This is a genomic window from Streptomyces sp. NPDC012935, from assembly GCF_042900345.1.
Taxonomy (GTDB): Bacteria; Actinomycetota; Actinomycetes; order Streptomycetales; family Streptomycetaceae; genus Streptomyces.
This window is the reverse complement of the sequence record NZ_JBIBBC010000002.1, coordinates 207479-234449: the sequence shown is the minus strand read 5'-3', so window position 1 is coordinate 234449 and position 26971 is coordinate 207479. Positions and strand designations below refer to the sequence as shown.

The window sequence follows — 26971 nt, the reverse complement described above, 5'->3', positions numbered from 1 at the left end:
ACAGCCTCACATACGGGGAGGGTCCCCGGGCGGTACAACCCGGGGACCCTCGGCAGCTCTGGCAGGAGCGTTCAGCTACGGCGCCGCGGTGCTTAGCGCTCGACCTCGCCCTTGATGAACTTCTCGACGTTCTCGCGGGCCACGTCGTCGAAGTACTGCACCGGCGGGGACTTCATGAAGTAGCTCGACGCCGAGAGGATCGGGCCGCCGATGCCACGGTCCTTGGCGATCTTCGCGGCGCGCAGGGCGTCGATGATCACGCCGGCGGAGTTCGGGGAGTCCCAGACCTCGAGCTTGTACTCCAGGTTCAGCGGGACGTCACCGAAGGCACGGCCCTCCAGGCGGACGTAGGCCCACTTGCGGTCGTCGAGCCACGCCACGTAGTCCGACGGGCCGATGTGGACGTTCTTCTCGCCGAGCTCACGGTCGGGGATCTGCGAGGTGACGGCCTGCGTCTTGGAGATCTTCTTGGACTCGAGGCGCTCGCGCTCGAGCATGTTCTTGAAGTCCATGTTGCCGCCGACGTTCAGCTGCATCGTGCGGTCCAGGACGACGCCGCGGTCCTCGAACAGCTTCGCCATGACGCGGTGCGTGATGGTGGCACCGACCTGGGACTTGATGTCGTCGCCGACGATCGGGACGCCCGCCTCGGTGAACTTGTCCGCCCACTCCTTCGTACCGGCGATGAAGACCGGCAGGGCGTTGACGAACGCGACCTTGGCGTCGATGGCGCACTGGGCGTAGAACTTCGCCGCGTCCTCGGAACCGACGGGCAGGTAGCAGACGAGGACGTCGACCTGCTTGTCCTTGAGGACCTGGACGATGTCGACCGGCGCGTCGGCGGACTCCTCGATGGTCTCGCGGTAGTACTTGCCGAGACCGTCGAGGGTGTGGCCGCGCTGGACGGTCACGCCGGTGCGCGGCACGTCGCAGATCTTGATGGTGTTGTTCTCGCTGGCGCCGATGGCGTCCGCGAGGTCGAGGCCGACCTTCTTCGCGTCGACATCGAAGGCGGCGACGAACTCGACGTCACGGACGTGGTAGTCGCCGAACTGCACGTGCATCAGGCCGGGGACCTTGGACGCCGGGTCGGCGTCCTTGTAGTACTCGACTCCCTGAACCAGCGACGCGGCGCAGTTGCCCACGCCGACGACGGCTACGCGAACCGAACCCATTCCGGTTGCTCCCTGTGTGTACGAGTGAGGCCCTGACTGAGCTCTCACGTGGCGGTGTCGCCGGGCGAATCCGTCCCGGGGGTGTCCCCGGGACGGGGCAGATCGCCCGGCTCTCCAGTTGTGGTGTCCTGCTGAGCGGACCCCCCGGCAGCGGAACCCTTCAGGTCCCGCCCGGCCCGCTCGCTCTCGATGAGCTCGTTCAGCCAGCGCACTTCGCGCTCCACGGACTCCATCCCGTGGCGCTGGAGCTCAAGCGTGTAGTCGTCGAGGCGCTCTCGCGTGCGTGACAGGGAGGCGTGCATCTTCTCCAGACGCTCCTCCAGCCGGCTGCGTCGGCCCTCGAGCACGCGCATGCGCACGTCCTGCGGAGTGCGTCCGAAGAAGGCAAATCGGGCAGCGAAGTGCTCGTCCTCGTACGCGTCGGGGCCGGTCTGCGAGAGCAGTTCCTCGAAATGCTCCTTACCTTCCGCCGTCAACCGGTAGACGATTTTTGCGCGACGCCCCGCGAGTGGTGCGGCAAGGGCGTCCTCGGCGGTGTGCCCCGGTTCCTCGATCAACCAGCCGTTGGCGACCAGCGTCTTGAGGCAGGGGTAGAGCGTGCCGTAGCTGAACGCGCGGAACACACCCAGTGACGTATTGAGTCGTTTGCGCAGCTCGTAGCCGTGCATGGGGGACTCGCGGAGCAGTCCGAGGACGGCGAACTCGAGGATCCCGGACCGTCGGCTCATCCCCTCGCCTCCTCGTCATATCTCGCGCTGATGTATCGACTCGATACATCTAGACGATAGAACGGCCTTCCGGGCGCGACAAGTGGGGGAACGGTGAACGGGATCACATCAACGATTCATGTGGAGCGAGTTGCCTGATTTGGGGTGAAGTTCGGGTCTAGGCGGGCTTTGACGGTGCGTAGTCTGTGCGCCATGCACAGCACCGGGAACCGCGTGACCCCTGAGGGCGTCGTTGTCCTTGGTGCAGTACGGGTGAATGCAGAACCGACCACATCCGTACTTCGGGGGGACCGGAAATCAGCCGCCGTTGTCAGGCGCGCAGGGGTGCGCCTGCCCGAGGAGTAGTCGTTCGATGAGCGAGCACCGTCGCAAACCGCCGCAGCCGCAGGACGGCGGACGTGCCGCGGCCCGACGCGGCCAGTCCGGCTCGTCCTCCGGCCGCCGTGCGGCACCGCGAGGCGCCACCGGATCTCCTTCCGACTCGTACGGGTCGGGTGTCAGCGGTTCGGAAGGCGAGGAACGCCCGTACGGCGGGCGTGCCGAGGCACGACGCGCCGCCCAGAGAAGCGGCGGTGGCCGCCGCAGAGCGGCGGAACCGGGCCGGGGCGGCCGCCGCGCCGCTCCCGGCGGTGCCCCCGGTCCCGGCCGGGGCCGAGGGCGTGCCGCTCCCCCTGGGAAGAAGCGGTTCGTCGACTATCCCCGGGCGGGCAAGTACGGCGTCGCGCGCTGGGTGCCGTCATGGAAGCTCGTGGCTGGCCTGTTCGTCGGTTTTCTCGGGAGCCTGGTGGCTGTGGCCGGTATCGGTTACGCCATGGTGGGCGTCCCGCAGGTGGACGAGACCGCTACGGCGCAGAACAACGTCTACTACTGGGCCGACGGCAGCGAGATGGTCTCCACCGGTGGCGAGACCAACCGGCAGATCATCAACCTGTCGCAGATTCCCAAGGCGATGCAGAACGCCGTGATCTCGCAGGAGAACAAGACCTTCTACAGCGACAGCGGCATCGACCCGAAGGGCATCGCCCGCGCCGTGTTCAACATGGCCACCGGTGGCGAGACGCAGGGTGGCTCCACCATCACCCAGCAGTACGTGAAGAACGCGAGGCTGGGCGACCAGTCCCAGACGCTCTCACGGAAGTTCAAGGAGATCTTCATCTCGGTCAAGGTGGGCACCACGGTGTCGAAGGACGACATCATGGCCGGCTACCTGAACTCCGCTTACTACGGGCGCAACGCCTACGGGATCCAGGCCGCCGCCCGCGCGTACTTCAACAAGGACGCCATCAAGCTGAACGAAGGCGAGTGCGCGTTCCTGGCGGCCACGCTCAAGGGCGCCACGTACTACGACCCCGCGGGTTCCCAGTCCATCGACCCCGCGGCGAATGCCAAGGCCAACCAGAAGCGTGCCCTGATCCAGATGCAGGACACCCTCGACAAGATGGTCCAGTACGGACATCTGAGCCCTGAGGTGCGAGCCAAGTACACCGAGCTGCCCGACTGGAAGAACCCGCGCTTCAATTCCGCGCTGAGCGGCCAGATCGGCTACCTCGTGGACCTCGCCAACGGCTACCTGGTCAACAACAGCAAAACGACCAACGTCACCGAGCAGAAGCTGCGAGAGGGCGGCCTCTCGATCCAGACGACCTTCGACAAGAAGAAGGTCAAGGAACTCGAAGACTCGGTGAAGAAGGTCCAGAAGGCGAACATCAAGCCCGAGAAGCGTCCGGAGACGGACACCCACGTGCAGTTCGGTGGGGCTTCGGTGGATCCGGCGACCGGTGCCATCAAGGCCATCTACGGCGGTGAGGACGCGACGAAGCACTTCACCAACAACGCCGACGTCACTGGCGCCCAGGTCGGTTCGACCTTCAAGCCGTTCGTGCTCGCGGCCGCGATGAAGTGGGGCGTTCGGAACCCGGCCCTCGAAGGGGAACAGGCGCAGGACGAGCGCACCCAGGTGTCGCCGAAGAGCCTGTACAGCGGCAAGAACAAGCTCAAGATCAGGGACTACAAGGGCGACATCTGGCGGAACGAGAAGGGGGAGGAATGGAACCAGGTCAACGACGGCGATGAGTCGTACGGCACTCCTCCCGCCTACCGGATCGACCTCCGTGAGGCGATGAGGAACTCGGTGAACTCCGCCTTCGTGCAGCTCGGCATGGACATCGGGCTGGACAAGGTGAAGGAGGCGGCCGAGGACGCCGGCATCCTGGAGAGCAGCCTGACCGGTACGGACTACCCGTCCTTCTCCATCGGCACCTCTCAGCCCAGCGCGATCCGTATGGCGGGGGCCTACGCCACCTTCGCGTCCAGCGGAAAGCAGCGTGCCCCCTATTCCGTCAAGAAGGTGACGGACAAGGACGGCGAGGTCTTCTCCTACAAGACCCAGACCAAGGAGGCCTTCACCCCGGAGGTCGCCGACAACGTCACGGACGTCCTGAAGACTGTCGTCGAAAAGGGCACGGGCACCAGCGCCCAGCTGAGCGACCGTGAGGTGGCCGGCAAGACGGGTACCACGGACGGCAACCGGTCGGCATGGTTCGTGGGCTACACCCCGCAGCTGTCGACCTCGATCGCGATGTTCCGGCTGGACGACAACGAGAAGAACCAGAACCGCGAGTTCCTGAAGATGTTCGGAACGGGCGGTCAGGAGAAGATCCACGGTGCTTCGTTCCCGGCCGAGATCTGGCACGACTACATGGAGCAGGCGCTGAAGGGCACGAAGCCGACTCCGTTCCCGGTGCCGACGCCCATCGGTGAGGTCGTCAACGACATCCCCACGCCGACGCCCAGCCCCACGCCCAGTGAGACCGAGGAAGCCAGCCCGACTCCGAGTCCGACGCCCAGTGAGTCGCTGATCTCGCCGACGCCTACGCCGACCGAGACCTGCTTCGGCTTCCAGTGCAATGACGTCGGAGGCTCGGACAACGGCGGCACGGACGGAGGGGTGACCTCCACGCCGACGCCTACGGAAACCGAGACGGACGGTAACAACAACGGCAATGCCAACGGCAACGGAGGCATCTTCGGCGGACCGTCAGGCTGACGGGCTCGTCCGACGTCAGAAGGCCGGTGGCCGGCACCCACGCAACGGGGAGCCGGCCACCGGCCTTCGTCATGAGCGGGGCCGATTGCGGGTGGCGGGCGAGGCCTGTTTCACGTGAAACGTCGGTTTCACGTGAAACACTCAGCCGCTCATCCCGTCGCCCTCGCACCGTTCTCAGACACGTACGGCAGGATGTGCCCCATGCCCAGCGCAGAGACGACGCCCACGAGCGTGCACGAGCCGGACCTGGTGCGGCCGACCAGAGAGGACGAGGTCGCCGCCAACGGGAGTGAGCTGATCGGTGGCCCCATCGGACGGCGGGCCCTGCTCGGCACGTCCTGGTGGACTCCGGTGCGGATCATCGTGCTCGTGGCGATCGGCATGTTCGCCCTCGGGCTGGTCCAGAAGGCACCTTGCTACAACGGCGCCTGGTTCTTCGGCGCCAGCTCGCAGTACACGCATGCCTGCTACTCGGACATCCCGCACCTGTTCCAGGGGCGTGGTTTCGCCGACGGGCTGGTGCCGTACTTCGACAAGCTTCCCGGCGACATGCAGTACCTCGAGTACCCGGTGCTGACCGGTGTGTTCATGGAAGTCGCCTCCTGGCTCACGACGGGCAGCGGCAGCATCCAGGACCAGGAGCAGTGGTACTGGATGGTCAACGCCGGCATGCTGATGGTCTGCGCGGCCGTCATCGCCGTCTGCGTGACCCGCACGCATGCCAGGCGTCCCTGGGACGGCCTGCTGGTCGCCCTGGCGCCCGCCTTTGCACTGACCGCGACCATCAACTGGGACCTGCTGGCCGTCGCTCTGACGGCCGCGGCGATGCTGATGTGGTCACGTGGCCGCGCGCTCGCCTTCGGCGTCCTGCTGGGGCTCGCCACGGCCGCGAAGCTCTATCCCGTCTTCCTCCTCGGCCCGCTGTTCGTCCTGTGCTGGCGCGCGGGCAAGTGGCGGGATTTCGGGAAGGCGCTGGGCGGCACGGCAGTGGCCTGGCTGGTCGTGAACCTTCCGGTGATGCTCCTGGCCTGGGACGGCTGGTCGCAGTTCTACCGGTTCAGCCAGGAACGAGGGGTGGACTTCGGCTCCTTCTGGCTGATCCTGGCCCAGAACTCCAGCGACCCGCTGAGCACCGAGACGGTCAACACGCTCGCCACGCTGCTGATGCTGCTGTGCTGTCTCGGCATTGCCGCACTCACGCTGACCGCACCGCGCCGCCCGCGCTTCGCCCAGCTGGCCTTCCTGATCGTCGCGGCGTTCATCCTCACCAACAAGGTCTACTCCCCGCAGTACGTCCTGTGGCTGGTGCCTCTGGCGGTGCTGGCCCGGCCGAGGTGGCGGGACTTCCTCATCTGGCAGGCCTGCGAGGTGGCGTACTTCCTCGGGATCTGGCTGTACCTCGCGTACACGACCAGCGGGGACGCTCACAAGGGACTGCCGCCCGACGGCTACCACTGGGCCATCGGCGTGCACCTGCTGGGAACGCTGTACATGTGCGCCGTGGTCGTACGGGACATCCTCATGCCGGAGCGGGACCCGGTGCGCCGGGCCGGCGACGACGACCCGTCGGGAGGGGTCCTCGACGGTGCGGAGGACGTGTTCGTGCTCGGCCAAGCAGCCCATCCCCCGCGGCACGCGGCCCACTTCGAGGGGCCGCAGGTGGAGTGGGGCAGCCGCGGGGCGCCCGGCGGTTCGCTCTGAGCGAACACGGCGTAGGAAGCACACGCGAGAGGCCGTACACGCGAAAGGCCGTACACGGCAGAGTCCGTGTACGGCCTTTCGTTGTTACGGCGTTGGCGGGCGTTGCCGAGTGTGGCAGCTCAGCGGTCCACGATCCGGTCGAACTGCGTGGTGGTGTGCCGGAGATGGGCGACGAGCTCGTCCCCGACCTTCGGCTCGGGCGCGTCCGAGGGAACGAAAAGGATCGAGACCTGCATGTGCGGCGGCTCGGCGAACCAGCGCTGCTTGCCGCCCCATACGAAGGGAGCCAGGTTCCGGTTGACCGTGGCCAGACCGGCCCGGGCGACGCCCTTGGCGCGCGGCATGACGCCGTGCAGCGCCTTGGGGGCCTCCAGGCCCACCCCGTGCGAGGTACCGCCGGCAACGACCACCAGGAAGCCGTCCGAGGCCGCCTTCTGCTGCCGGTAGCCGAAGCGGTCGCCCTTGGAGACGCGGGTGACGTCCAGGACCGCGCCGCGGTACTCGGTGGCGTCGTGGTCCCCCAGCCACAGCCGTGTGCCGATACGGGCGCGGAAGCGGGTCTGCGGGAACTGCTGCTGGAGACGGGCGAGTTCCTCGGCCTTGAGGTGGCTGACGAACATCGTGTGCAGCGGCAGCCGGGCCGCGCGCAGCCGGTCCATCCAGCCGATGACCTCCTCGACGGCGTCCGAGCCGTCGGTGCGGTCCAGCGGCAGGTGGATGGCGAAGCCCTCGAGCCGGACGTTCTCTATGGCGGCGTGCAGCTGCGGCAGGTCGTGCTCGCTGACTCCGTGCCGCTTCATCGAGGACATCACCTCGATGACGACGCGGGCGCCCACGAGCCCGTACACGCCGTCCACCGACGACACCGAGCGGATGACCCGGTCGGGCAGCGGCACCGGCTCCTCGCCGCGCCGGTACGGCGTCAGAACCAGCAGGTCACCGCCGAACCAGTCCTTGATGCGCGCCGCCTCGTACGTCGTGCCGATGGCGAGGACGTCCGAGCCCAGTCGAGTGGCCTCCTCCGCCAGCCGCTCGTGCCCGAACCCGTAGCCGTTGCCCTTGCAGACCGGGACGAGTCCCGGGAACTGCTCCTGCACGTGCTTGTGGTGCGCCCGCCAGCGCGCGGTGTCGACGTAGAGCGTGAGCGCCATGGCCGGACCTGGAACCTTTCTCGTGGCTGCGGTGTATCAGAGGTATGGAAGCTATCGACGGTGCAGCTGTTGACGGTATCGAAGCAGAGAGCGCAAGGTCAGCGACGCGACATGTAGATGTCGAGTGCCTTGTGGAGCAGCTTGTTGAGCGGGAAGTCCCACTCGCCGAGGTACTCGGCGGCCTGGCCGCCCGTGCCCACCTTGAACTGGATCAGCCCGAAGAGGTGGTCGGTCTCGTCCAGGGAGTCGGAGATGCCGCGCAGGTCGTAGACGGTCGCGCCGAGCGCGTAGGCGTCGCGCAGCATCCGCCACTGCATCGCGTTCGAGGGCCGGACCTCACGGCCGATGTTGTCGGAGGCGCCGTAGGAGTACCAGACGTGCCCGCCGACGATCAGCATCGTCGCCGCCGACAGGTTCACGCCGTTGTGGCGGGCGAAGTACAGCCGCATGCGGTTGGGGTCCTCGGTGTTGAGGGCCGTCCACATGCGCTGGAAGTACGACAGCGGGCGCGGGCGGAAGTGGTCGCGCACGGCCGTGATCTCGTACAGGCGCTGCCACTCCGCGAGGTCCTGGTAACCGCCCTGGACGACCTCGACGCCGGCCTTCTCGGCCTTCTTGATGTTGCGTCGCCACAGCTGGTTGAAGTTCTTGTGGACCTCTTCCAGGGACCGGTTGGCCAGCGGCACCTGGTAGACGTAGCGAGGCTGCACGTCGCCGAAGCCTGCCCCGCCGTCCTCGCCCTGCTGCCAGCCCATGCGGCGGAGCTTGTCGGCGACCTCGAAGGCGCGCGGCTCGATGAAGTCGGCCTCGATGTCACGCAGCCGCTTCACGTCCGGGTTCTGGATGCCGGCCTTGATGGACGTGGCCTCCCAGCGCCTGATGATCACCGGGGGGCCCATCTTCACGGAGAAGGCGCCCTGGTTCTTCAGATGCGCGAGCATCGGTTCCAGCCAGTCGGTCAGATTCGGCGTGAACCAGTTGATGACCGGGCCCTCGGGCAGATAGGCGAGATAGCGCTTGATCTTGGGCAGCTGCCGGTAGAGGACGAGGCCGGCGCCGACCAGTTCGCCGGACTTGTCGAACCACCCGAGGTTCTCCGAGCGCCACTCCGCCTTGACGTCTGCCCAGGCCGGGACCTGCATGTGGCTCGCCGACGGCAGGCTCTGGATGTATGCCAGATGCTGCTCGCGACTGATCGTCCTCAGGGTCAGGCTCATTCGGGGCGCTCCTCGGGCTGGTGTGTCCCCATGGGTTCAGGGGCTCCGGCTCTCGCGCCGAAGCCTACTGCGCCTTGCGAGCGCCCCGACTGGGCGTACGGCAGCTTCGCCCCGGCCATGAGGCCGCCGGGGCGTTCGAGGGTGTTCTATGCGCTGATGTGCCGGTGTTCGGAGGTCGGTCTCCGTGACCGGCGCGAGAAGTGCGTGCGAGCAGGCGTCAGAAGCCGCCGAAGAGCCCGCCGTGTGCCATGCCGAGGAAGAAGCCGACTCCAGAGGCGCCGAGACCCACGATCAGGCCGAAGCGCTCACGGGTCGTCTCCGAGATCCACTGGCCGTAAGCGCCCGTGAGGATGCCGACCAGACCTGTCCAGGAGCTGAGCAGGTGCAAGAAGTGGAACTGGGCCGTGATGAACGACGTGATGCCGAGCACCAGGGTCACCACGAGCAGGGTGTCCTGGATGGGATGGGACTTTCCGTCCGTGGCGAAGAGGCCTCCGACGGTGTTGGGTCGCATTGCCTGTGCCATAGGGCACCTCCTGCGGAAGGCGGCGCATCGTAGCGCCATACACACCCGATGTGTACAGATTGTGGACCAGGGCGGCCGGATTTCAACCGGAAGCGGGTGTGCGGGTACTGTGTACCGTCTGCACCGGTGTCTGCCCGGGCCAGCTCGGGGCGACCGCGAGGTCACCCCGATTGTCAGTGGCGGCCGATACCGTTGCGTACGCATAACAACCCTCCTGCCACGGAACGACCGTGGCCGCTGAGTCCAAAGGAGGTGGGTTCCACATGCGTCACTACGAGGTGATGGTCATCCTCGACCCCGATCTGGAGGAGCGCGCTGTCGCCCCCCTGATCGAGAACTTCCTCTCCGTCGTCCGTGAGGGCAACGGCAAGGTCGAGAAGGTCGACACCTGGGGCCGTCGTCGTCTCTCGTACGAGATCAAGAAGAAGCCCGAGGGCATCTACTCGGTCATCGACCTGCAGGCCGAGCCTGCGGTCGTCAAGGAGCTCGACCGCCAGATGAACCTGAACGAGTCGGTCCTCCGGACCAAGGTCCTCCGTCCCGAGACCCACTGAGCTCTCCCGCTCAGCTGAGCTCGGGATTCGAGTAGCAGCAACCAAGCAGCCAGAGCAGCAAACCCGCCGAGAGGTTCCCCCATGGCAGGCGAGACCGTCATCACGGTCGTCGGCAATCTTGTCGATGACCCCGAGCTGCGCTTCACCCCTTCCGGTGCGGCGGTCGCGAAGTTCCGTGTCGCGTCCACTCCCCGCACCTTCGACCGCCAGACGAACGAGTGGAAGGACGGCGAGAGCCTGTTCCTGACCTGCTCGGTCTGGCGTCAGGCGGCGGAGAACGTCGCGGAGTCGCTCCAGCGAGGCATGCGCGTCATCGTGCAGGGCCGGCTGAAGCAGCGGTCCTACGAGGACCGCGAGGGCGTCAAGCGCACGGTCTACGAACTGGACGTCGAGGAAGTCGGCGCCAGCCTGCGTAACGCCACGGCCAAGGTCACCAAGACCTCCGGTGGCGCTCGCGGTGGCCAGGGTGGTTACGGCGGCGGCGGTGGCGCCCAGGGTGGCGGCGGCTGGGGCGGTGGCCCCGGCGGCGGTCAGCAGGGCGGCGGCGCTCCCGCCGACGACCCGTGGGCGACCGGCGCTCCCGCCGGTGGCAACCAGGGCGGCGGCGGTGGTGGCGGCGGCTGGGGTGGAAACTCCGGCGGCGGTCAGCAGGGCGGCGGCTACTCGGACGAACCCCCCTTCTAGGCCCCCGGGCCGAGGGTGGGTCGTACCCACACTTCTTGATCACACAGGAGAAACATCATGGCGAAGCCGCCTGTGCGCAAGCCGAAGAAGAAGGTCTGCGCATTCTGCAAGGACAAGGTCACGTACGTGGACTACAAGGACACGAACATGCTGCGGAAGTTCATTTCCGACCGCGGCAAGATCCGTGCCCGCCGCGTGACCGGCAACTGCACGCAGCACCAGCGTGACGTCGCCACGGCTGTGAAGAACAGCCGTGAGATGGCGCTGCTGCCCTACACCTCCACCGCGCGATAAGGGAAGGGTGACCGAAACATGAAGATCATCCTCACCCACGAGGTCTCCGGCCTCGGTGCCGCGGGCGACGTCGTTGACGTCAAGGACGGTTACGCTCGCAACTACCTGATCCCGCGGAAGTTCGCTATCCGCTGGACCAAGGGCGGCGAGAAGGACGTCGAGCAGATCCGTCGTGCTCGCAAGATCCACGAGATCCAGACCATCGAGCAGGCCAACCAGGTCAAGGGCCAGCTCGAGGCCGTCAAGGTCCGTCTGGCCGTTCGCTCCGGCGACGCCGGTCGTCTCTTCGGTTCCGTCACCCCGGCCGACATCGCTTCCGCGATCAAGGCTTCCGGTGGTCCCGAGGTCGACAAGCGCCGCATCGAGCTCGGTGCGCCGATCAAGACCCTGGGCGCCCACGAGACGTCCGTGCGTCTGCACCCCGAGGTTGCCGCCAAGGTCAACATCGAGGTTGTCGCGGCCTGATTGCCGCGCTCGGCTTGAACAGCTGAGATGAGGGGCCGTACCCAGCGGGTACGGCCCCTCATCCGTGCAGTGGGTCAGATCGAGCCCGTTTCACGTGAAACAGCGTGTTTCACGTGAAACATCAGCGCGTCCCCCTCAGCGTGTCGCGCCCGTGACGAGCCAGCGGCCGGAGCGGGTGCGTGCCCAGAGCGTCAGCATGCGCACCGTCATCATCAGTGTCATGGCTGCCCAGACTGCGGTGAGGCCACCGCCGACCGCGAGGATGAGAAGCGCTACCGGAGCGAACACCGCCAGGGTGAGCACCATGGCCCAGGCGAGGTAAGGGCCGTCGCCTGCTCCCATCAGGACGCCGTCCAGGACGAAGACGACGCCGCAGATCGGCTGGGAGAGCGCCACCACGAGCAGGGCGGGCAGGGCTGTGTTCTGAACGGCCGTGTCGCTGGTGAACAACGGCAGGAAGAGCGGCCGGGCCATCACCACGAGTAGTCCGAGGACAACACCGGCGGCGATGCCCCACTCCACCATGCGGCGGCAGGCGGCTCGGGCGCCCTGGGCGTCGTCGGCCCCGAGATATCGCCCGATGATGGCCTGCCCGGCTATGGCGATGGCGTCCAGCGCGAAGGCGAGCAGGCTCCACAGCGACAGGATGATCTGGTGCGCAGCGATGTCGGCGTCTCCGAGGCGGGCCGCGACGGCCGTCGCAATCAGCAGAATGGCCCGCAGTGAGAGGGTGCGGACCAGCAATGGCACTCCAGCTTGTGCGGAAGCCCTTATGCCGGCCGCGTCCGGGCGCAGGGAGGCACCGTGCTCACGAGCCCCGCGGACAACGACTATGAGATAGATGGCGGCCATGCCCCACTGGGCGATGACGGTGCCCCAGGCGGAGCCTGCGATGCCGAGGTCGGCGCCGTAGACGAGAGCCATGTTCAGGGCGGCGTTGGCGACGAAGCCGGCGACAGCGACGTAGAGAGGTGTCTTGGTGTCCTGGAGTCCGCGGAGGACGCCGGTGGCGGCGAGCACGACGAGCATGGCTGGGATGCCGAGTGCCGAGATCCGTAGATAGGTGGTCGCGTACGGGGCCGCGGTGTCCGAGGCGCCGAAGAGTTCCACGAGAAACGGTGCCGTGGGCAGGACGACCGCGATGACGGCGGCGCCGAGAAGGAGGGCCAGCCAGATGCCGTCCATGCCCTGGCGGATGGCGGCTTGGAGGTCGCCGGCGCCGACGCGGCGGGCAACGGCTGCTGTGGTGGCGTAGGCGAGGAAGACGAAGACGCTGACGGCTGTCATGAGGAGGGCGGAAGCGACCCCGAGCCCGGCGAGCTGCGCTGTGCCGAGATGGCCGACGATCGCGCTGTCGGCGATGACGAAGAGGGGCTCGGCGACGAGTGCGCCGAAGGCCGGGACGGCCAGTGCGACGATCTCTCGGTCGTGCTGTCGCCGGGCGGCCTTGGGGGTCGCGGGAGCCTGTGTCATGGCCACCAATCTAATCGTCCACAGGTAAGAGATGCAATGACGCAGTGACCCTTACTCACCGTCTCGTGGTGTGTGCTCTCGCGCACCGTTCGAAGCGATCTTGGTCCGACTGGGGAAGTTTTTCTTCTGCACAGCCGGTGGATGGCAAACCAGCAGGTCAGAGCCGCTGATCGAAAATTGTTGGGGGCTTGTTCACAGGGCTGTCCACCGTGTCGTGCACAGGTTTTGTGGAGTTCTCCACAGCATCCGGGCCGTCGTCCACATGGCCTGTGGATAACCAGATTGGCTGACGGTGCCCGCAGGCCTACCGTGGTGCGGCGCCCACTCCGTCCGTCGGCCCGGGAAGCCGCCGATCAACCGACGTGCCAGGACCGGAGTTGGGCCTCTCATTTGTCAGTGTCGTGCCGTAGAACAGAGGGGCACGGCGAGGTCCGCTCGGCGGACGGGAGGAGGCTGCTCGGTGAGCATTTCCGAGCCCTTGGACGACCCGTGGGCCGACAGCGGCCCCAGCGATCGTCTGCCTGCATCCCGTCGACAGGGCGACGGCGGCCGAGGACGCGACGAGCAGCACGACCGCGGCCGGGACAACGGCCAGTGGGACGGCGGCGGTTCTGCCTTCGAGCGCGTGCCGCCGCAGGATCTCGACGCCGAGCAGTCCGTCCTCGGCGGCATGCTCCTGTCCAAGGACGCCATCGCGGATGTCGTCGAGGTCATCAAGGGCCACGACTTCTACAAGCCCGCCCACGAGACGATCTTCCAGGCGATTCTCGACGTCTATGCCAAGGGCGAGCCGGCCGACCCCATCACCATCGCCGCCGAGCTCACCAAGCGAGGCGAGATCAACAAGGTCGGCGGCGCCTCCTACCTCCACACCCTCGTCCAGACGGTGCCGACGGCGGCGAACGCCGAGTACTACGCGGAGATCGTTCACGAGCGGGCCGTTCTGCGCCGCCTGGTCGAGGCGGGCACCCGCATCACGCAGATGGGATACGCGGCCGACGACGACGTCGACGAGATCGTCAACCGGGCGCAGGCCGAGATCTACGCGGTCACCGAGCAGCGGACCAGCGAGGACTATCTGCCCCTCGGCGACATCATGGAGGGCGCGCTCGACGAGATCGAGGCGATCGGCTCCCGTACCGGCGAGATGACGGGTGTGCCCACCGGGTTCACGGACCTCGATTCGCTCACCAACGGCCTGCACCCTGGCCAGATGGTCGTCATCGCGGCGCGCCCCGCGATGGGTAAGTCCACGCTCGCACTCGACTTCGCGCGGGCGGCGTCGATCAAGCACAACCTGGCGAGCGTCATCTTCTCCCTGGAAATGGGGCGCAACGAGATCGCGATGCGTCTGTTGTCGGCTGAGGCGCGTGTGGCACTGCATCACATGCGTTCCGGCACGATGACGGACGAGGACTGGACGCGTCTGGCGCGGCGGATGCCCGAGGTTTCGGCGGCGCCGCTCTACATCGACGACTCTCCGAACCTGTCGATGATGGAGATCCGCGCGAAGTGCCGTCGGCTGAAGCAGCGCAACGACATCAAGCTCGTGATCATCGACTATCTGCAGCTGATGCAGGCCGGTGGTTCGAAGCGTTCCGAGAGCCGTCAGCAGGAGGTCTCGGACATGTCCCGTAACCTCAAGCTCCTGGCCAAGGAGCTGGAGGTCCCGGTGATCGCGCTCTCGCAGCTCAACCGTGGCCCCGAGCAGCGCACGGACAAGAAGCCGATGGTGTCCGACCTGCGTGAGTCGGGCTCCATCGAGCAGGACGCCGACATGGTGATCCTGCTGCACCGCGAGGACGCCTACGAGAAGGAGTCGCCGCGCGCGGGCGAGGCGGACATCATCGTGGGCAAGCACCGTAACGGTCCGACGGCGACGATCACGGTCGCCTTCCAGGGCCACTACTCACGCTTCGTGGACATGGCGCAGACCTGATCGGAGCCCTGCAGGGTCTCAGATTTCGCTGCACAGTCTCATCTCCGATGGCACATCGGCGGCACTTATGCCGTCTTCGTGAGACTCGCTGGTCGAGGTTCTCACCCTTTCGGGCGCTCAGCGCCTCGTCTCGTACCTGGTCAGGATCACCCCGCAGGGAAGCGTCCGCGTCTCCACCAGGTTCAGGTTCACCCAGCTGTCCAGCGCGGTGAAGAACGGCGTGCCGCCGCCCACCAGGACCGGCGCGGTGGCCAGCACGTACTCGTCGATCAGCCCGGCCCGCATGGCCGCCCCGGCGAGCGTCGCGCCGCCGATGTCCATCGGGCCGCCGTCCTCGGCCTTGAGCCGGGTGATCTCGGCGACCGCGTCACCGGTGACCAGGCGGGTGTTCCAGTCGACCTTGTCGATCGTCGAGGAGAACACCACCTTCGACATGTCCCGCCAGCGGCGCGCGAACTCGATCTCCGCCGGGGTGGCGTTGGGCTGCTGGTCGCCGGTCGGCCAGTACGAGCTCATCGTCTGCCACAGCTTGCGCCCGTACAGCGTCAGGTCGGTCGCCTGCAACTGGTCGGACCAGAACTGGAACAGCTCGTCGCTCGGTACGCTCCAGCCGATGTCGTCGCCGGGCGCGGCGATGTAGCCGTCCAGGCTCAGGTTCATGGCGAAGGTCAGTTTCCGCATGGCGCCAGCCTTCCGTGGGTCGGTCTCACGCGTACAGACCGGCGCGGCGCGGGAAACTCATCGGTGCGCGATCTGAGCTCGCATGTAGTCCTCGTGCCCGGTGGCTCAGCCGCGGACTCATCGTTCCGCCGTGGAAATGGCATCGATCTGAGACTGAGCATCGGGATATGAGTTCGACTCCCATGTGGTCGACGGGGTGGACTGGGGCCATGACTACACCCCAGGAAGACCTGCTCCCTGCCACGCGTCGAGCGCTGCTGCACCGCATCGCAGTGGCCCAGGCCGAAGGACGCGCGCCCTCGCTGGTCGCCGCGGTCGTACGGGACGGTCGGGCGGTGTGGCACGGCTCGCGTACCTCCGTGGACGGGCACGGGCCGGACGAGAACGTGCAGTACAGGATCGGTTCGATCACCAAGACCTTCACCGCCGTTCTCGTCCTGCGGCTGCGCGACGAGGGCCTGTTGGCCCTCGGTGACCGGCTGGAGAAGCATCTGCCGGGCACGGCAGCGGGGGAGGCCACCATCGCCGAACTGCTCGCGCACACCAGCGGGCTGGCGGCCGAGACGCCTGGGCCCTGGTGGGAACGGACCCCTGGATCACTGCGTCCCGAGCTCTCCGACGTCCTGGGTGGGCAACCCTTCCTGCATCCGTCCGGCCGCCGCTTCCACTACTCGAACCCTGGCTACACGCTGCTGGGGGCTCTGGTCGAGAAGCTGCGAGACGCTCCCTGGGAGGACGTACTCCGGCGTGAAGTGCTCGAACCCCTGGGCCTGGACCGGACGAGTACACGACCGCAGGCACCGCACGCCGGCGGCTGGGCGGTCCATCCCTGGGCCGATGTGATGCTTCCGGAGCCCGTCGAAGACCTCGGTCGGATGGCACCGGCCGGCCAACTCTGGTCGACAACGGGTGACTTGGCGAACTTCGCTGCGTTCTTGATCAAGGGCGACGACCGTGTGCTGAGCGCCGAGTCGCTGCGGGAGATGAGGACGCCGGCGGCTCCCTCGGAGGCGGCGGATGTGGCGAGTGGGTACGCGTACTGCCTGGGCCTGGAGATCCGGCATCAGGACGGCAGGACCCTCGTTGGACACTCGGGATCCCTGCCGGGCTTCCTCGCCTGCCTCGCTGTCGGCGTGGAGGACGATCTCGCAGCCATTGTGCTGGCCAACTGCACTTCGGGTCCGTTGCTGTTCACGGTCGCCGCCGACCTCGTCCGGATCGTCGCTGAAGCCGAGCCACGCATCCCCGAGCCGTGGCGTCCGATGACCGAGGCCGGCGCCGTGCCCCTGGAGTTGGCCGGTCAGTGGTACTGGGGGACACACGCCTTCGCGCTGCGACTGACGGCCGATGGGCTGCTCTCCGTGGAGCCGCTGTCGGGCAAGGGCCGCCGCTCGCGGTTTCGAGCCAACGGTGACGGAACATGGACGGGGCTGGAGGGCTACTACGCCGGCGAGCTCCTAAGGGCCGTACGACGCCCCGACGGGACCGTGGACCATCTGGACCTCGGGTCGTTCGTCTTCACGCGTCAGCCGTACGACGAGGGGGCTGCTGTGCCGGGCGGTGTGGATCCGCAGGGGTGGCGGGGGATCGGTACGGTCTGATTCTTCGAGTGGGGCGCCTGTTTCACGTGAAACAGGCGCCCCGTCGTCGTCACAGCTGGATCTTGAAGCCCAAGTGTGAGGCAGTGAAGCCGAGCCGCTCATAGAAGCGGTGTGCGTCGGTTCGGGACTTGTCGGTGGTCAGCTGCACCAACTGGCAGTTCTGGCGCCGGGATTCGGCGACCGCCCACTCGATGAGCTGCGTGCCCAGGCCGCTGCCGCGCTCGTCGGCGTGGATGCGCACACCTTCGATGATGGAGCGGGTCGCGCCCATGCGGGACAGCCCGGGAATGATCGTGAGCTGGAGCGTGCCGATGACGCGGCCTTCGCGGACGGCGACGACCAGGTGCTGGTTCGGATCGGCGCTCAGCCGCTCCAGGGCGTCCAGGTAGGGGGTCAGGTCGTCCGGTGACTCACGCCGTGCACCCAGCGGATCGTCCGCGAGCATGCCGACGATCGCGGGAACGTCATCGGCGACGGCGGCTCGTATCTCAAGATCTCCCATGCCCGCACCCTATGCGGGCGGGCTCTCAGACGGGGATGCGAAGTGTCTCGACGGCCCGGACCAGTGGGGCCAGCTCGGGGTTGGTCGCGGCTTCGTCGAGGGCCTGGCGCAGCGCCTTGTCGTTGGTGGGGCGTGCCTCTTCGAGGAGCGTCAGGCCTGCTTCGGTGACGTCGGTGTAGATGCCGCGGCGGTCGGTGGGGCAGAGGTAGCGGGAGAGCAGGCCGCGGTCCTCGAGCCGGGTGACGAGCCGGGTGGTGGCGCTCTGGCTGAGGATGACGGCGTCGGCGACCTGCTTCATCTGCAGGTGGCCGCCTTCGCCGTTGTGCTGGCGGCTGAGCACGTCGAGCAGGGAGTACTCGCGCACGCTCAGGTCGTGCCCGGTCTGCAGGGCGCGCTCGATGCGGGCCTCGATCCTCCCGTGCAGCAGGGAGAGGGCGCACCAGCCCTGGGCGAGCGCGGTGAGCGCGGGGTCCGTGGCGGTCATGGCGTTTCCTCCCACCCGGAGTGACTGAAGCCAGAGTAGAGCAGTGCCGCAATAGCCTGCGCTTGCAAGTATGCCGCGTCTGCAAGTATTGTCGTCAAACGTAAAGCGCTTCTGCAATCTTCTGGAAGGTGTACCCCTTCATGCCTCTCGCGCTTCTGGCCCTCGCGATCGGGGCCTTCGGAATCGGCACGACCGAGTTCGTGATCATGGGTTTGCTGCCCGAGGTCGCGAACGACTTCGGGGTCACCATCCCCACAGCCGGGCTGCTGGTGACCGGTTACGCGCTCGGCGTGGTCCTCGGCGCTCCCCTGATGACCGTGCTCGGCACCAAGGTCTCCCGCAAGCGGATGCTGATGCTGCTGATGGGACTGTTCATCGCCGGCAACGTGTTGTCCGCTCTCGCCCCCAGCTTCTCCGTCATGCTGATCGGGCGTGTGGTCGCCTCGCTCGCCCACGGTGCCTTCTTCGGCATCGGCTCGGTCGTCGCGGCCGACCTGGTCGCCCCGAACAAGAAGGCCGGGGCCATCGCGATGATGTTCACCGGTCTGACCGTCGCCAATGTGGTCGGCGTCCCGCTGGGCACGTTCGTCGGGCAGTCCGCCGGCTGGCGGGTCACCTTCGTTATCGTCGCCGCCCTCGGGGTGGTCGGTCTGGCCGGGATCGCCAAGCTCGTCCCCGACATGCCCAAGCCCCAGGGCGTACAGCTGCGTCACGAGCTGGCCGCGTTCAAGAACGCCCAGGTCCTGCTCGCCATGGCGATGACGGTCCTCGGCTTCGGCGGTGTCTTCGCAGCCATCACCTACATCGCGCCGATGATGACCCAGGTCGCAGGCTTCGCAGACGGCTCTGTCACCTGGCTGCTGGTCCTCTTCGGGCTCGGCATGGTCGGCGGCAACCTGATCGGCGGCAGGTACGCCGACCGCGCACTGATGCCCATGCTGTACGTCTCCCTGGGCGCCCTCGCCGTCGTGCTCGCGCTGTTCACGCTCACGGCGCAGAACAAGGTCCTCGCGGCCATCACCATCGCGCTTATCGGCGCCCTGGGCTTCGCCACGGTCCCCCCGCTGCAGAAGCGCGTCCTCGACCAGGCACATGGCGCTCCGACGCTGGCCTCGGCCGTGAACATCGGCGCCTTCAACCTCGGCAACGCCCTCGCCGCCTGGCTCGGCGGCATGGTCATCGCGGCCGGCTACGGCTTCACGTCCCCCAACTGGGTGGGCGCCGCCCTCGCCGCGGCCGCACTGTTGCTCGCCTTCCTCTCGGCCGCGCTGGAGCGCCGCGAGGGAGCATCCGCCGGCACGGCCGTCATGAGCACCGCGCCCGCAGTGCCCGCCGCGCCCGCCGAGCAGCGAGCCGTCGCACACCACTGAGCCGACCCGTGTGCGGGGTCAGGGCCGCCCCCGCACATCCGGCCCCGTGACAGCCCACCGAAACCTCCGCACCACACCCTCGCACCACCATCAAGGAGACCCCCCATGAGCACCACCAGCGCCGTCACGCCCCTGACGACCCAGGACGCCGACCTCCTCGTCGCCACCGCCCACCGCGCCGCCGAGGCCGCCGGAGTGACCGTCAGCGTCACCGTCCTCGATGCCGGAGGCCACCTGCTCGCGTTCCGGCGTGACGACCGAGCCGTGTTGATCTCCGGGGAGACCAGCACCCGCAAGGCCTACACGGCACTCCAGCTCAACGCCCCAACCGCGGAACTCGTCGAGGCCGTACAGCCGGGTGGCCCGTTCCACACCCTGCCCACCGCGCTGGACCGTCCGCTGCTGTTCATCGCGGGCGGTGTGCCGATCCGTCGGGACGGTCGGCTGATCGGCGCGATCGGCGTGGGCGGCGGTGCGCCCGAGCAGGATCACCAGTTCGCGACGGCCGCGATCGAGGCACTTGCCTGACGCCATCCCTCCCCAGGGGCGCACGCCATCAAGGCACCCCGACAACCAGGACGCGCCGGTTCCCGACGGGGACCGGCGCGTTCCATACCCGCCTCAGGCCACTGTTCCTCGCCCCGAGCCGACTACCTCAGCCCGCCGCCACCGTCACCGGAGCGAACCGCCGGGTCCAGTCGCCGGGCAGCTCCGAGATGCCGTACGTCATCACCGAGTTGAAGGCGACAGACGCCAGACCGTGCTCCTTCGCCCAGTTGAGCAGTTCCTCGTGGCGTACGTCGATGTCGGTGCGCAGCGGGCGGTCGGTGTGGGCGGCGAGGGAGGCGATGAGTGCCTTCGCGGTTTCCGTGTCGCGGGCGATCAGTGGGCCCACCACCTGCGTGTCCATGTTGGGCCAGGCGCCCGCGTATCCGATGATCCGGCCGTTCTTCTCGGCGACACGCAACCGGTCCGTGAAGGCGGGGAGCCGCGTGATGATGTGCGTGCGATCCGTGCCGAACACTTCCTCGTCGAGCCGGACGATCGCATTGAGGTCCTCGGCAGTGGCCGCGCGCGTGGCCACCGACGGCCCTGAGGTATCGGCCCTGAAGTGCCCACGCAGCATCTCCGCCCGGCCGATGACCTTGAAGCCGAGTTCTTCGTAGAGCGCTTGGCCGTTCGGCGTCGCGTGCAGTGTCAGCGGTGTCGTGCCCATCACGGAGACGACGTGCCGCATGAGCCGGCGCCCGACTCCCTGGCGTGCATGACGCTCGGCGACCAGAACCATGCCAATGGCCCCCAGATCGGGGCGGTCTCGCGGTCCGTAGTCCGTGACGACACAGGCGCTGACAAGCCCGCCGGTGGGATCGTCGATCCCGTAGCCCTTCCCGGCGGTCAGCAGAAACTGCCACTTGTGTTCCTCACGGGGCCAGCCCCGATCCTCGGACAGGTCGGCGCAGGCGGTGAGGTCGCGAGGCGTCAGACGGCGGATGGGCAGAGCGGCGAGGGATGGAGTCGGCACGCAGGTCAGGCTGTCTGACTACTGCCCTGGTCGTCCAGCCGTTTCCGGTGAGACGTACGAGCTTTTGGCCATGTCATGCCCCGCCGCACAGCCCGCCGATAGTCGCTGGGTGTTTCACGTGAAACGTGGACGAACGACGAGCATCCATGAAGTGCGTGGGAAGAGCCGATCAACTCGGACCGCCATCCGGCCGGACTCGTGGCCCGCTCCTACATGGGGATGGATCAGCGGGAAGCCCGCGAATTGGTGCGCAGCATCCGGTAATTGAAGGAATTGCTCGTTCGTTCCCTCGCCCAATTCGTGAGGGAGCAAGGGGGGACTTGTGATCGCGGCAGCGGCCGGTATGGTCGAGTCCGGTTCGTGTCCGAGCCGTGATGCGGACTGTCGACGCGGACTGAGCGCAAGGCAAAGCAGCGTAACGGGACGGAGAGATCGAAGACCGGCATTCTCGGTTATGCGGCCTGGGTGCCCACACGCAGTGGGATGCTGCGGTGAGAGTACTGCGGCCAATGTCACACTCTCGCCTTACTTGTCCGTACTGAGTGTGAATACGGGTTGAATGTGGCCGCATTGGTCGCGGCAAGGAACGGGGACAAGTAAGCCGTCGCGGGGGAAGCAGGCACCTTCCGATAGGGGAAGTGCGCAGACCGACCGAAAGATGTTCGAGGCGAGGCACACCATGGACGCTCCGACCACCACGTCGGCCGACAACGGCACTTCCGGCGGCGGGGGCGGCTGGTTCACGCCGCGCAAGCAGCCGGAGACTTCTCCGGGCGGCGAACACGAGGCGACAGAGGGCAGTCGCCTGGCTGCGATGCGCCCGGTGGGCCGGACAGCGGCAGGCGAGGGCCAGGCCCCGCCGCCCCAGAACACCACACAGCCGACCACGACGGCCGGTCCGCCACGGCCCACCACGACGGCCGGCCCACCACAGCCCACCACGGCGACTCATCCGCCCGGGCCCACCTCGGTGGACGTCGGAGCCGATCCCGGCGCTTCGGGCCCCGTCGGCAGCCCGTACGCGGAACGCGGGGCGCCAGCCGCGATATCGACGCCCGACACGACCGCCCCGACTCACATACAGCCCACGCTGGCCACGTCCCCCCACGCCCCGTACTCAGGCCAAGCGTCGCAAGCCTCTGCTCAGGCCCCGCAATCCTCCGCCCAAGCCACGGCAACGCGCCCGGAGATGCAGGCCGCCCAGGCCACCACAACACGGCCGGAGGCACCGGACCCGGCCCCTCTCGCCTCGCCCTCCCCCCAACTGCGCGTGCCGGCCCAGCGCCCCGCTCCGGCCCAAGCCGTCTCCCCGGACGCCGTCCTGATCCGCCGGACCATGACCGAGGTCGGCCCGGTGGCGGACAAGGTCACCTCCTACTTCTACGCGCTGCTCTTCGTACGCCACCCCGATCTGCGTTCCCTCTTCCCGGCCGCGATGGACACCCAGCGGGACCGGCTGCTCAAGGCGCTGCTCACCGCGGCCGAGCACATCGACAACACCCCTGTCCTCGTCGACTACCTGCAGAACCTGGGGCGCGGACACCGCAAGTACGGCACCCGGCCCGAGCACTATCCGGCCGTCGGCGAGTGCCTCATCGGTGCGCTGAGCAAGTACGCCGCCGGCATCTGGGACGCGGAGATGGAAGCCGCCTGGGTCCGGGCGTACACGACGATCTCGCAGGTCATGATCGACGCGGCGGCGGCCGACGAACTGCGCGCCCCCGCCTGGTGGTACGCGGAGGTCGTCTCGCACGACCTCAGAACCTCGGACGTCGCGGTCCTGACCGTCCGCCCCGACCAGCCGTATCCCTTCCTCGCCGGGCAGTACACGAGCGTGGAGACACCCTGGTGGCCCAGGATCTGGCGGCACTACTCCTTCGCCTCGGCGCCCCGCTCGGACGGCCTGCTGACCTTCCATGTGAAGGCCGTGCCCGCGGGCTGGGTCTCCAACGCGCTGGTGCACCGCGCCCGGCCGGGAGACATCATCCGGCTCGGTCCGCCGGCCGGTTCGATGACCGTGGACCACACCACCGAGAGCGGGCTGCTCTGCGTGGGCGGAGGCACCGGCATAGCGCCCATCAAGGCACTGGTCGAGGATGTCGCCGAGCACGGTGAACGGCGATCGGTCGAGGTCTTCTACGGCGCTCGCACCAACCAGGACCTGTACGACATCGACACGATGCTCCGGCTCCAGCAGTCCCATCCCTGGCTCCATGTCCGCCCGGTCGTGGACCGGCAGGGCCTGCTCCAGCTTCCCGAAGCCATACGCGAGTACGGGCCGTGGACCGAGTACGACGCCTTTGTCTCCGGACCGCCTGGGATGATCCGCAGCGGTGTCGACGCCTTGAGGGGCATCGGCATGCCGTTCGAGCGCATACGCCATGACTCTGTGGAGGAGCTCGTCACCGCCGGGGACTGACGAGCACCGCCACGGTCGAGGTCTGCCGTCGGATCAGCCCAGATCGGGTGCGTGCATGGCACGGACGCCCTCGATGTTCCCGTCGAGGTAGTGCCGCAGTGACAGCGGTACGAGGTGGACGGATGCGATCCCGACCCGGGTGAACGGCACGCGCACGATCTCGTACTCGCCGATGGGCTCGTCCATTTCGGGCCCGTGCCGCAGGGACGTGTCCATGGACTCCAGACGGCACACGAAGAAGTGCTGCACCTTCACACCGGTCGCTCCGCCGTCCTCGCCGATGTGCTCGACGGTGTCGACGAAGCAGGGCACGACATCGACGATCTTGGCGCCGAGCTCCTCGTACACCTCGCGGTGCAGGGCGTCGACGACCGTCGCGTCTGTCGGCTCGACCCCGCCACCGGGTGTGAGCCAGTAGGGATCGAGGCCGGGCTTGGTGCGCTTGATCAGGATCAGGTCGTCACCGTCCAGCAGAACGGCGCGGGCGGTGCGCTTGACCACGGGTCGGACGGTCATGGGAGAAATGTGGCCCGGCTGGTTCCACGTGAAACATCGCGAAACGTCACTGGTCGAGCTCATGGTGTGAGCGCCTCGGATGTTGTCCGGGATGCGCCCTGAATGCCCGGCTCAGGCCCAGTCGGAAGCGGCCCGCAGCAGCCACTCATGGGCCCGCGCTATGTGGGGCATCGCCAGTGTGCCGGTGCGGACCACCAGGAAGTACGTCCGCAGCGGTGGCACCGGCGGATCGTGCAGGGCGACGACATCGCCGCGCTCCAGGGCGGCCGCACACAGATAGCGGGGCAACACCGCCAGTCCTGCCCCCGCGACCGCACAGGCGAGGACAGCACGAAGGTCGGGGACGATCACGGTGCCCGGGGCGGCGGGACGGGAGTCGTAGACCGCGGCCCAGTACCGGGAGACGAAGGGCAGGGACTCATGCACCTCCACCACCGGGACGTCCTCCAGGGCGTGCGCTCCCTTGTGACGCAGTTGGCCCGAGCCGATCCGGTCGATCCACTGGGGCGCTGCGACAAGCACGTGCACCTCGTCGCAGAGCGGAGTCGCCGTGAGCAGACCGCCGCGCGGACGGGCCGTACTGATGGCCAGATCATGATGTCCGGCGGCCAGACCTTCCAGGGTCTCCTCGGCGTTGCCGAAGGACGCGCGCAGAGCGAAGCCCTGGCCCTCTTCGCCGGTCAGCTCGGTGAGCGCGGGCAGGGCCCGCTCGGCCGTGAACTCAGGAGGCCCGGCGAGGTGCAGGGACCGTAAGGAGGACTCCTCGTCGAGACCGGTCTCGGTGATCTCCACCAGGGCGTCGAGATGAGGTGCGGCCTTGTGGGCGAGTTCGTCGCCGATGGTCGTGGGCGTCACTCCGCGGGCCTGCCGCAGGAAGAGGGGGCGGCCCAACTGCCTTTCCAGAGTGCGGATCTGCGAGGTCACTGCCGGCTGCGACAGCCCGAGCAGGGCGGCGGCGCGGGTGAAGGAACCAGCCCGGTGCACGGTCACAAACGTGCGCAACAAGGCCAGATCCATGCCACACCCTCCCCTTCCCCGTCCTTCTCTCCACCCCCAGGGCAGGGCCCAACTATAAATAAGTCGATAGGTCGCTGTCGCTACGGTGATTGGACACTGACAGAGAGTCAACTAGCCTTGTTCGCGCGGTTCTTCGCGCGCAGAACCGAGGGCGGTCCGAGCCACGAGGGGGGAGGCTCGGACCGCCCGTTCCACGTATCCGGACGCCGACGCGCGCACGGGCGGGCCCCGTCACCGGGCCGATTCGTCCAGTGCACGCAGCACATCCGCCACCAGATCCTCGGGATCCTCGGCGCCGACCGACATACGGATGAAGCCCTCCGGCACGGCGTCTCCGCCCCAGCGCCCGCGCCGTTCGGCAGTGGAGCGCACTCCGCCGAAGCTGGTCGCGTCGTCGACGAGCCGCAGCGCCTCCAGGAAACGCTCGGCACGCGCGCGCGTGGGCAGCGTGAAGGACACCACGCACCCGTAGCGCCGCATCTGCTGCGAGGCGATCTTGTGCGAGGGGTCGCGAGGCAGTCCGGGGTAGCGCACCCCGAGCTCCTCCGGCCAGTCCTGCAGCGCCTCGGCGACGGCCAGGGCGGTGGCGTTCTGCCGCTCCACACGCATCTGGAGCGTGGCGAGGGAACGGTGCGCGAGCCAGGCCTCCATGGGTCCCGGAATGGCTCCGACGATCTTGCGCCAGCGCCGTACGGCGGCCATGGCCTCGGCGTCGCGGCCGCTGACGTATCCCAGCAGGATGTCGCCATGTCCCGTCAGCTGCTTGGTGCCGCTGGCCACCGAGAAGTCGGCGCCGAGTTCCAGCGGGCGCTGTCCGAGCGGCGTCGCGAGAGTGTTGTCGACGGCGACGAGGGCGCCACGCGCGTGTGCCGCTTCCACGAGCCGCCGGACGTCGCACACGTCGAGGCCGGGGTTCGACGGGGTCTCGATCCACAGCAGCTTCGCGCCGTCCAGGACACCGAGCTGGGCGTCCCCGCCGGTCGGTGCCGTGCGTACCTCGATCCCGAATGCCTCCAACTGCGCGCGCGCCAGGGGCAGCGCCTGGTAGCCGTCGCTGGGCAGGACGACCGCGTCCCCTGCCCGCAGCTGGGAGAAGAGCACCGACGACGTGGCGGCCATGCCAGACGCGAAGACCAGCGTCTCGACGCCGTCCTCCCCCGGCGCCTCCAGGCCGCCGATGGCGCGCTCCAGATGGGTCCAGGTCGGGTTCTCGTCGCGGCCGTAGGTGTACGGGCCCGTGGGCTCGCCCGGCAGGTGATAGTGGGCGGCGAACACGGGGCCGGGCAGGGTCGGCTCGTACGCGACCGGCTCGGGCAGTCCGGCCCGCACCGCGCGTGTGCCGTCTCCGTCGGCAAGCCGCCCTTCGGAAGGCCGCCCCTCGGAAGGCAGTCGTTGAGGATCCGTACTGCTCATACCGGCTGTCCCTCCACCTGTTCGCGGACCGCCGTGAGGAGGCCCGTACTTGCTGCCTCCACCATCTCAAGGCACTCCTCGAAGCCGTCCATGGCCCCGTAGTACGGGTCGGGGACGTCGAGGTCGTCGCCGGCGGCGGGGTCGTAGGAGCGCAGCAGGCGTACCTTCGCCGCGTCCTGCGGTGAGGGCGCCAGGCGGCGCAGGGCCTTGAGGTGGCCGGCGTCGAGGGCGATGACGAGGTCGAGGCGCGCGAACCAGGACGGCTGGAACTGGCGGGCCGTGTGATCGCTGTCGTAACCGTGCTCCTCGAGCACGGAGACGGTGCGCGGATCGGCCGGGTCGCCCTCGTGCCAGCCGCCGGTACCGGCGCTGTCGGCCTCGACCAGGCCGTCGAGCCCGGCCTCCGCCACACGCGCGCGGAAGACCGACTCGGCCATCGGAGAACGGCAGATGTTGCCGGTGCAGACGAAGCAGACGCGGTAGGTCATCAAAA

At 67.9% G+C, this 26971-nt stretch carries 25 protein-coding genes; 11 read left to right on the top strand and 14 right to left on the bottom strand.

Annotation, left to right across the window (positions count from 1 at the left end):
- Positions 1–92: 92 nt before the first annotated feature.
- Both ACFY5C_RS06400 and ACFY5C_RS06395 read right to left on the bottom strand, forming a co-directional pair.
- The gene (locus ACFY5C_RS06400; protein WP_389441151.1) at positions 93–1175 is read right to left on the bottom strand and encodes an inositol-3-phosphate synthase; all 1083 of its coding nucleotides are present in this window, start codon (positions 1173–1175) and stop codon (positions 93–95) included.
- Between the two features lie 44 nt (positions 1176–1219).
- Positions 1220–1903, bottom strand: a complete 684-nt coding sequence (locus ACFY5C_RS06395; protein WP_389441149.1) for a PadR family transcriptional regulator — start codon at positions 1901–1903, stop codon at positions 1220–1222.
- A gap of 352 nt (positions 1904–2255) precedes the next feature.
- Here ACFY5C_RS06395 and ACFY5C_RS06390 point away from each other — a divergent pair, with 352 nt between their 5' ends.
- Positions 2256–4949 carry a transglycosylase domain-containing protein gene (locus ACFY5C_RS06390; protein WP_389441147.1) on the top strand — a complete coding sequence of 898 codons (2694 nt, stop codon included), beginning with the start codon at positions 2256–2258 and terminating at the stop codon, positions 4947–4949.
- Positions 4950–5150: 201 nt separating this feature from the next.
- Positions 5151–6650, top strand: a complete 1500-nt coding sequence (locus ACFY5C_RS06385) for a glycosyltransferase family 87 protein (RefSeq protein WP_389441145.1) — start codon at positions 5151–5153, stop codon at positions 6648–6650.
- 119 nt (positions 6651–6769) lie between these two features.
- Here ACFY5C_RS06385 and ACFY5C_RS06380 read toward each other — a convergent pair whose 3' ends face one another.
- The 3 genes from ACFY5C_RS06380 to ACFY5C_RS06370 form a co-directional block, all read right to left on the bottom strand.
- Positions 6770–7801, bottom strand: coding sequence for an alanine racemase (locus ACFY5C_RS06380; RefSeq protein ID WP_328880544.1), 1032 nt, complete (start codon positions 7799–7801; stop codon positions 6770–6772).
- 98 nt (positions 7802–7899) lie between these two features.
- Positions 7900–9018, bottom strand: a complete 1119-nt coding sequence (femX, locus tag ACFY5C_RS06375; RefSeq protein ID WP_389441142.1) for a peptidoglycan bridge formation glycyltransferase FemX — start codon at positions 9016–9018, stop codon at positions 7900–7902.
- 217 nt (positions 9019–9235) lie between these two features.
- Positions 9236–9544, bottom strand: a complete 309-nt coding sequence (locus ACFY5C_RS06370; protein ID WP_328880546.1) for a hypothetical protein — start codon at positions 9542–9544, stop codon at positions 9236–9238.
- Between the two features lie 263 nt (positions 9545–9807).
- Between ACFY5C_RS06370 and rpsF the strand changes: the two genes are divergently transcribed.
- The 4 genes from rpsF to rplI all read left to right on the top strand — a co-directional run bounded on the left by rpsF (position 9808) and on the right by rplI (position 11541).
- Positions 9808–10098 (top strand): 30S ribosomal protein S6, encoded by a 291-nt coding sequence (gene rpsF / locus ACFY5C_RS06365; protein ID WP_005482942.1) that lies wholly within the window; start codon positions 9808–9810, stop codon positions 10096–10098.
- Positions 10099–10179: 81 nt separating this feature from the next.
- Positions 10180–10782 (top strand): single-stranded DNA-binding protein, encoded by a 603-nt coding sequence (locus tag ACFY5C_RS06360; RefSeq protein ID WP_389441139.1) that lies wholly within the window; start codon positions 10180–10182, stop codon positions 10780–10782.
- Positions 10783–10839: 57 nt separating this feature from the next.
- A complete protein-coding gene (rpsR, locus tag ACFY5C_RS06355; RefSeq protein WP_003949403.1) occupies positions 10840–11076 on the top strand; it encodes a 30S ribosomal protein S18 in 237 nt (78 codons plus the stop codon).
- Between the two features lie 18 nt (positions 11077–11094).
- Positions 11095–11541 (top strand): 50S ribosomal protein L9, encoded by a 447-nt coding sequence (rplI, locus tag ACFY5C_RS06350; protein WP_353692496.1) that lies wholly within the window; start codon positions 11095–11097, stop codon positions 11539–11541.
- Positions 11542–11676: 135 nt separating this feature from the next.
- Here rplI and ACFY5C_RS06345 read toward each other — a convergent pair whose 3' ends face one another.
- Positions 11677–13023 carry an MATE family efflux transporter gene (locus ACFY5C_RS06345; protein WP_389441136.1) on the bottom strand — a complete coding sequence of 449 codons (1347 nt, stop codon included), beginning with the start codon at positions 13021–13023 and terminating at the stop codon, positions 11677–11679.
- Between the two features lie 451 nt (positions 13024–13474).
- On the opposite strand from ACFY5C_RS06345, the gene dnaB reads away from it, so the two are divergent.
- Entirely contained in the window at positions 13475–14953 is a 1479-nt protein-coding gene (gene dnaB, locus ACFY5C_RS06340) for a replicative DNA helicase (RefSeq protein WP_369272149.1), read from the top strand.
- 117 nt (positions 14954–15070) lie between these two features.
- Here dnaB and ACFY5C_RS06335 read toward each other — a convergent pair whose 3' ends face one another.
- On the bottom strand, positions 15071–15634 hold the full coding sequence (locus ACFY5C_RS06335) for a dihydrofolate reductase family protein (RefSeq protein ID WP_389441133.1): 564 nt from the start codon (positions 15632–15634) through the stop codon (positions 15071–15073).
- 209 nt (positions 15635–15843) lie between these two features.
- On the opposite strand from ACFY5C_RS06335, the gene ACFY5C_RS06330 reads away from it, so the two are divergent.
- Positions 15844–17235 carry a serine hydrolase domain-containing protein gene (locus tag ACFY5C_RS06330; RefSeq protein ID WP_389441130.1) on the top strand — a complete coding sequence of 464 codons (1392 nt, stop codon included), beginning with the start codon at positions 15844–15846 and terminating at the stop codon, positions 17233–17235.
- A 49-nt stretch (positions 17236–17284) separates the two neighbouring features.
- Here the strand turns inward: ACFY5C_RS06330 and ACFY5C_RS06325 are convergent, their stop codons facing one another.
- Positions 17285–17737, bottom strand: a complete 453-nt coding sequence (locus ACFY5C_RS06325; protein ID WP_389441127.1) for a GNAT family N-acetyltransferase — start codon at positions 17735–17737, stop codon at positions 17285–17287.
- A 25-nt stretch (positions 17738–17762) separates the two neighbouring features.
- Positions 17763–18221 carry a MarR family winged helix-turn-helix transcriptional regulator gene (locus tag ACFY5C_RS06320; protein ID WP_389441124.1) on the bottom strand — a complete coding sequence of 153 codons (459 nt, stop codon included), beginning with the start codon at positions 18219–18221 and terminating at the stop codon, positions 17763–17765.
- A gap of 140 nt (positions 18222–18361) precedes the next feature.
- Between ACFY5C_RS06320 and ACFY5C_RS06315 the strand changes: the two genes are divergently transcribed.
- Both ACFY5C_RS06315 and ACFY5C_RS06310 read left to right on the top strand, forming a co-directional pair.
- Positions 18362–19591 carry an MFS transporter gene (locus ACFY5C_RS06315; RefSeq protein ID WP_389441122.1) on the top strand — a complete coding sequence of 410 codons (1230 nt, stop codon included), beginning with the start codon at positions 18362–18364 and terminating at the stop codon, positions 19589–19591.
- 105 nt (positions 19592–19696) lie between these two features.
- Positions 19697–20119 (top strand): heme-binding protein, encoded by a 423-nt coding sequence (locus tag ACFY5C_RS06310; RefSeq protein WP_389441120.1) that lies wholly within the window; start codon positions 19697–19699, stop codon positions 20117–20119.
- Positions 20120–20246: 127 nt separating this feature from the next.
- Here the strand turns inward: ACFY5C_RS06310 and ACFY5C_RS06305 are convergent, their stop codons facing one another.
- Complete coding sequence (locus ACFY5C_RS06305) at positions 20247–21113, bottom strand: GNAT family N-acetyltransferase (protein WP_389441117.1); 867 nt, start codon at positions 21111–21113, stop codon at positions 20247–20249.
- Between the two features lie 658 nt (positions 21114–21771).
- Here ACFY5C_RS06305 and ACFY5C_RS06300 point away from each other — a divergent pair.
- Positions 21772–23532: a globin domain-containing protein gene (locus ACFY5C_RS06300; RefSeq protein ID WP_389441115.1), complete on the top strand. Its 1761-nt coding sequence runs from the start codon at positions 21772–21774 to the stop codon at positions 23530–23532.
- A gap of 33 nt (positions 23533–23565) precedes the next feature.
- Here the strand turns inward: ACFY5C_RS06300 and ACFY5C_RS06295 are convergent, their stop codons facing one another.
- The 4 genes from ACFY5C_RS06295 to ACFY5C_RS06280 form a co-directional block, all read right to left on the bottom strand.
- The gene (locus ACFY5C_RS06295) at positions 23566–24048 is read right to left on the bottom strand and encodes an NUDIX domain-containing protein (RefSeq protein ID WP_389441112.1); all 483 of its coding nucleotides are present in this window, start codon (positions 24046–24048) and stop codon (positions 23566–23568) included.
- Positions 24049–24159: 111 nt separating this feature from the next.
- Positions 24160–25065 (bottom strand): LysR family transcriptional regulator, encoded by a 906-nt coding sequence (locus tag ACFY5C_RS06290; RefSeq protein WP_389441110.1) that lies wholly within the window; start codon positions 25063–25065, stop codon positions 24160–24162.
- Between the two features lie 231 nt (positions 25066–25296).
- Positions 25297–26478 (bottom strand): cystathionine gamma-lyase, encoded by a 1182-nt coding sequence (locus ACFY5C_RS06285; protein ID WP_389441107.1) that lies wholly within the window; start codon positions 26476–26478, stop codon positions 25297–25299.
- A complete protein-coding gene (locus ACFY5C_RS06280; protein WP_389441105.1) occupies positions 26475–26966 on the bottom strand; it encodes a low molecular weight protein-tyrosine-phosphatase in 492 nt (163 codons plus the stop codon). Before ACFY5C_RS06280 ends, ACFY5C_RS06285 begins: the two co-directional genes overlap by 4 nt.
- Positions 26967–26971: the final 5 nt, after the last annotated feature.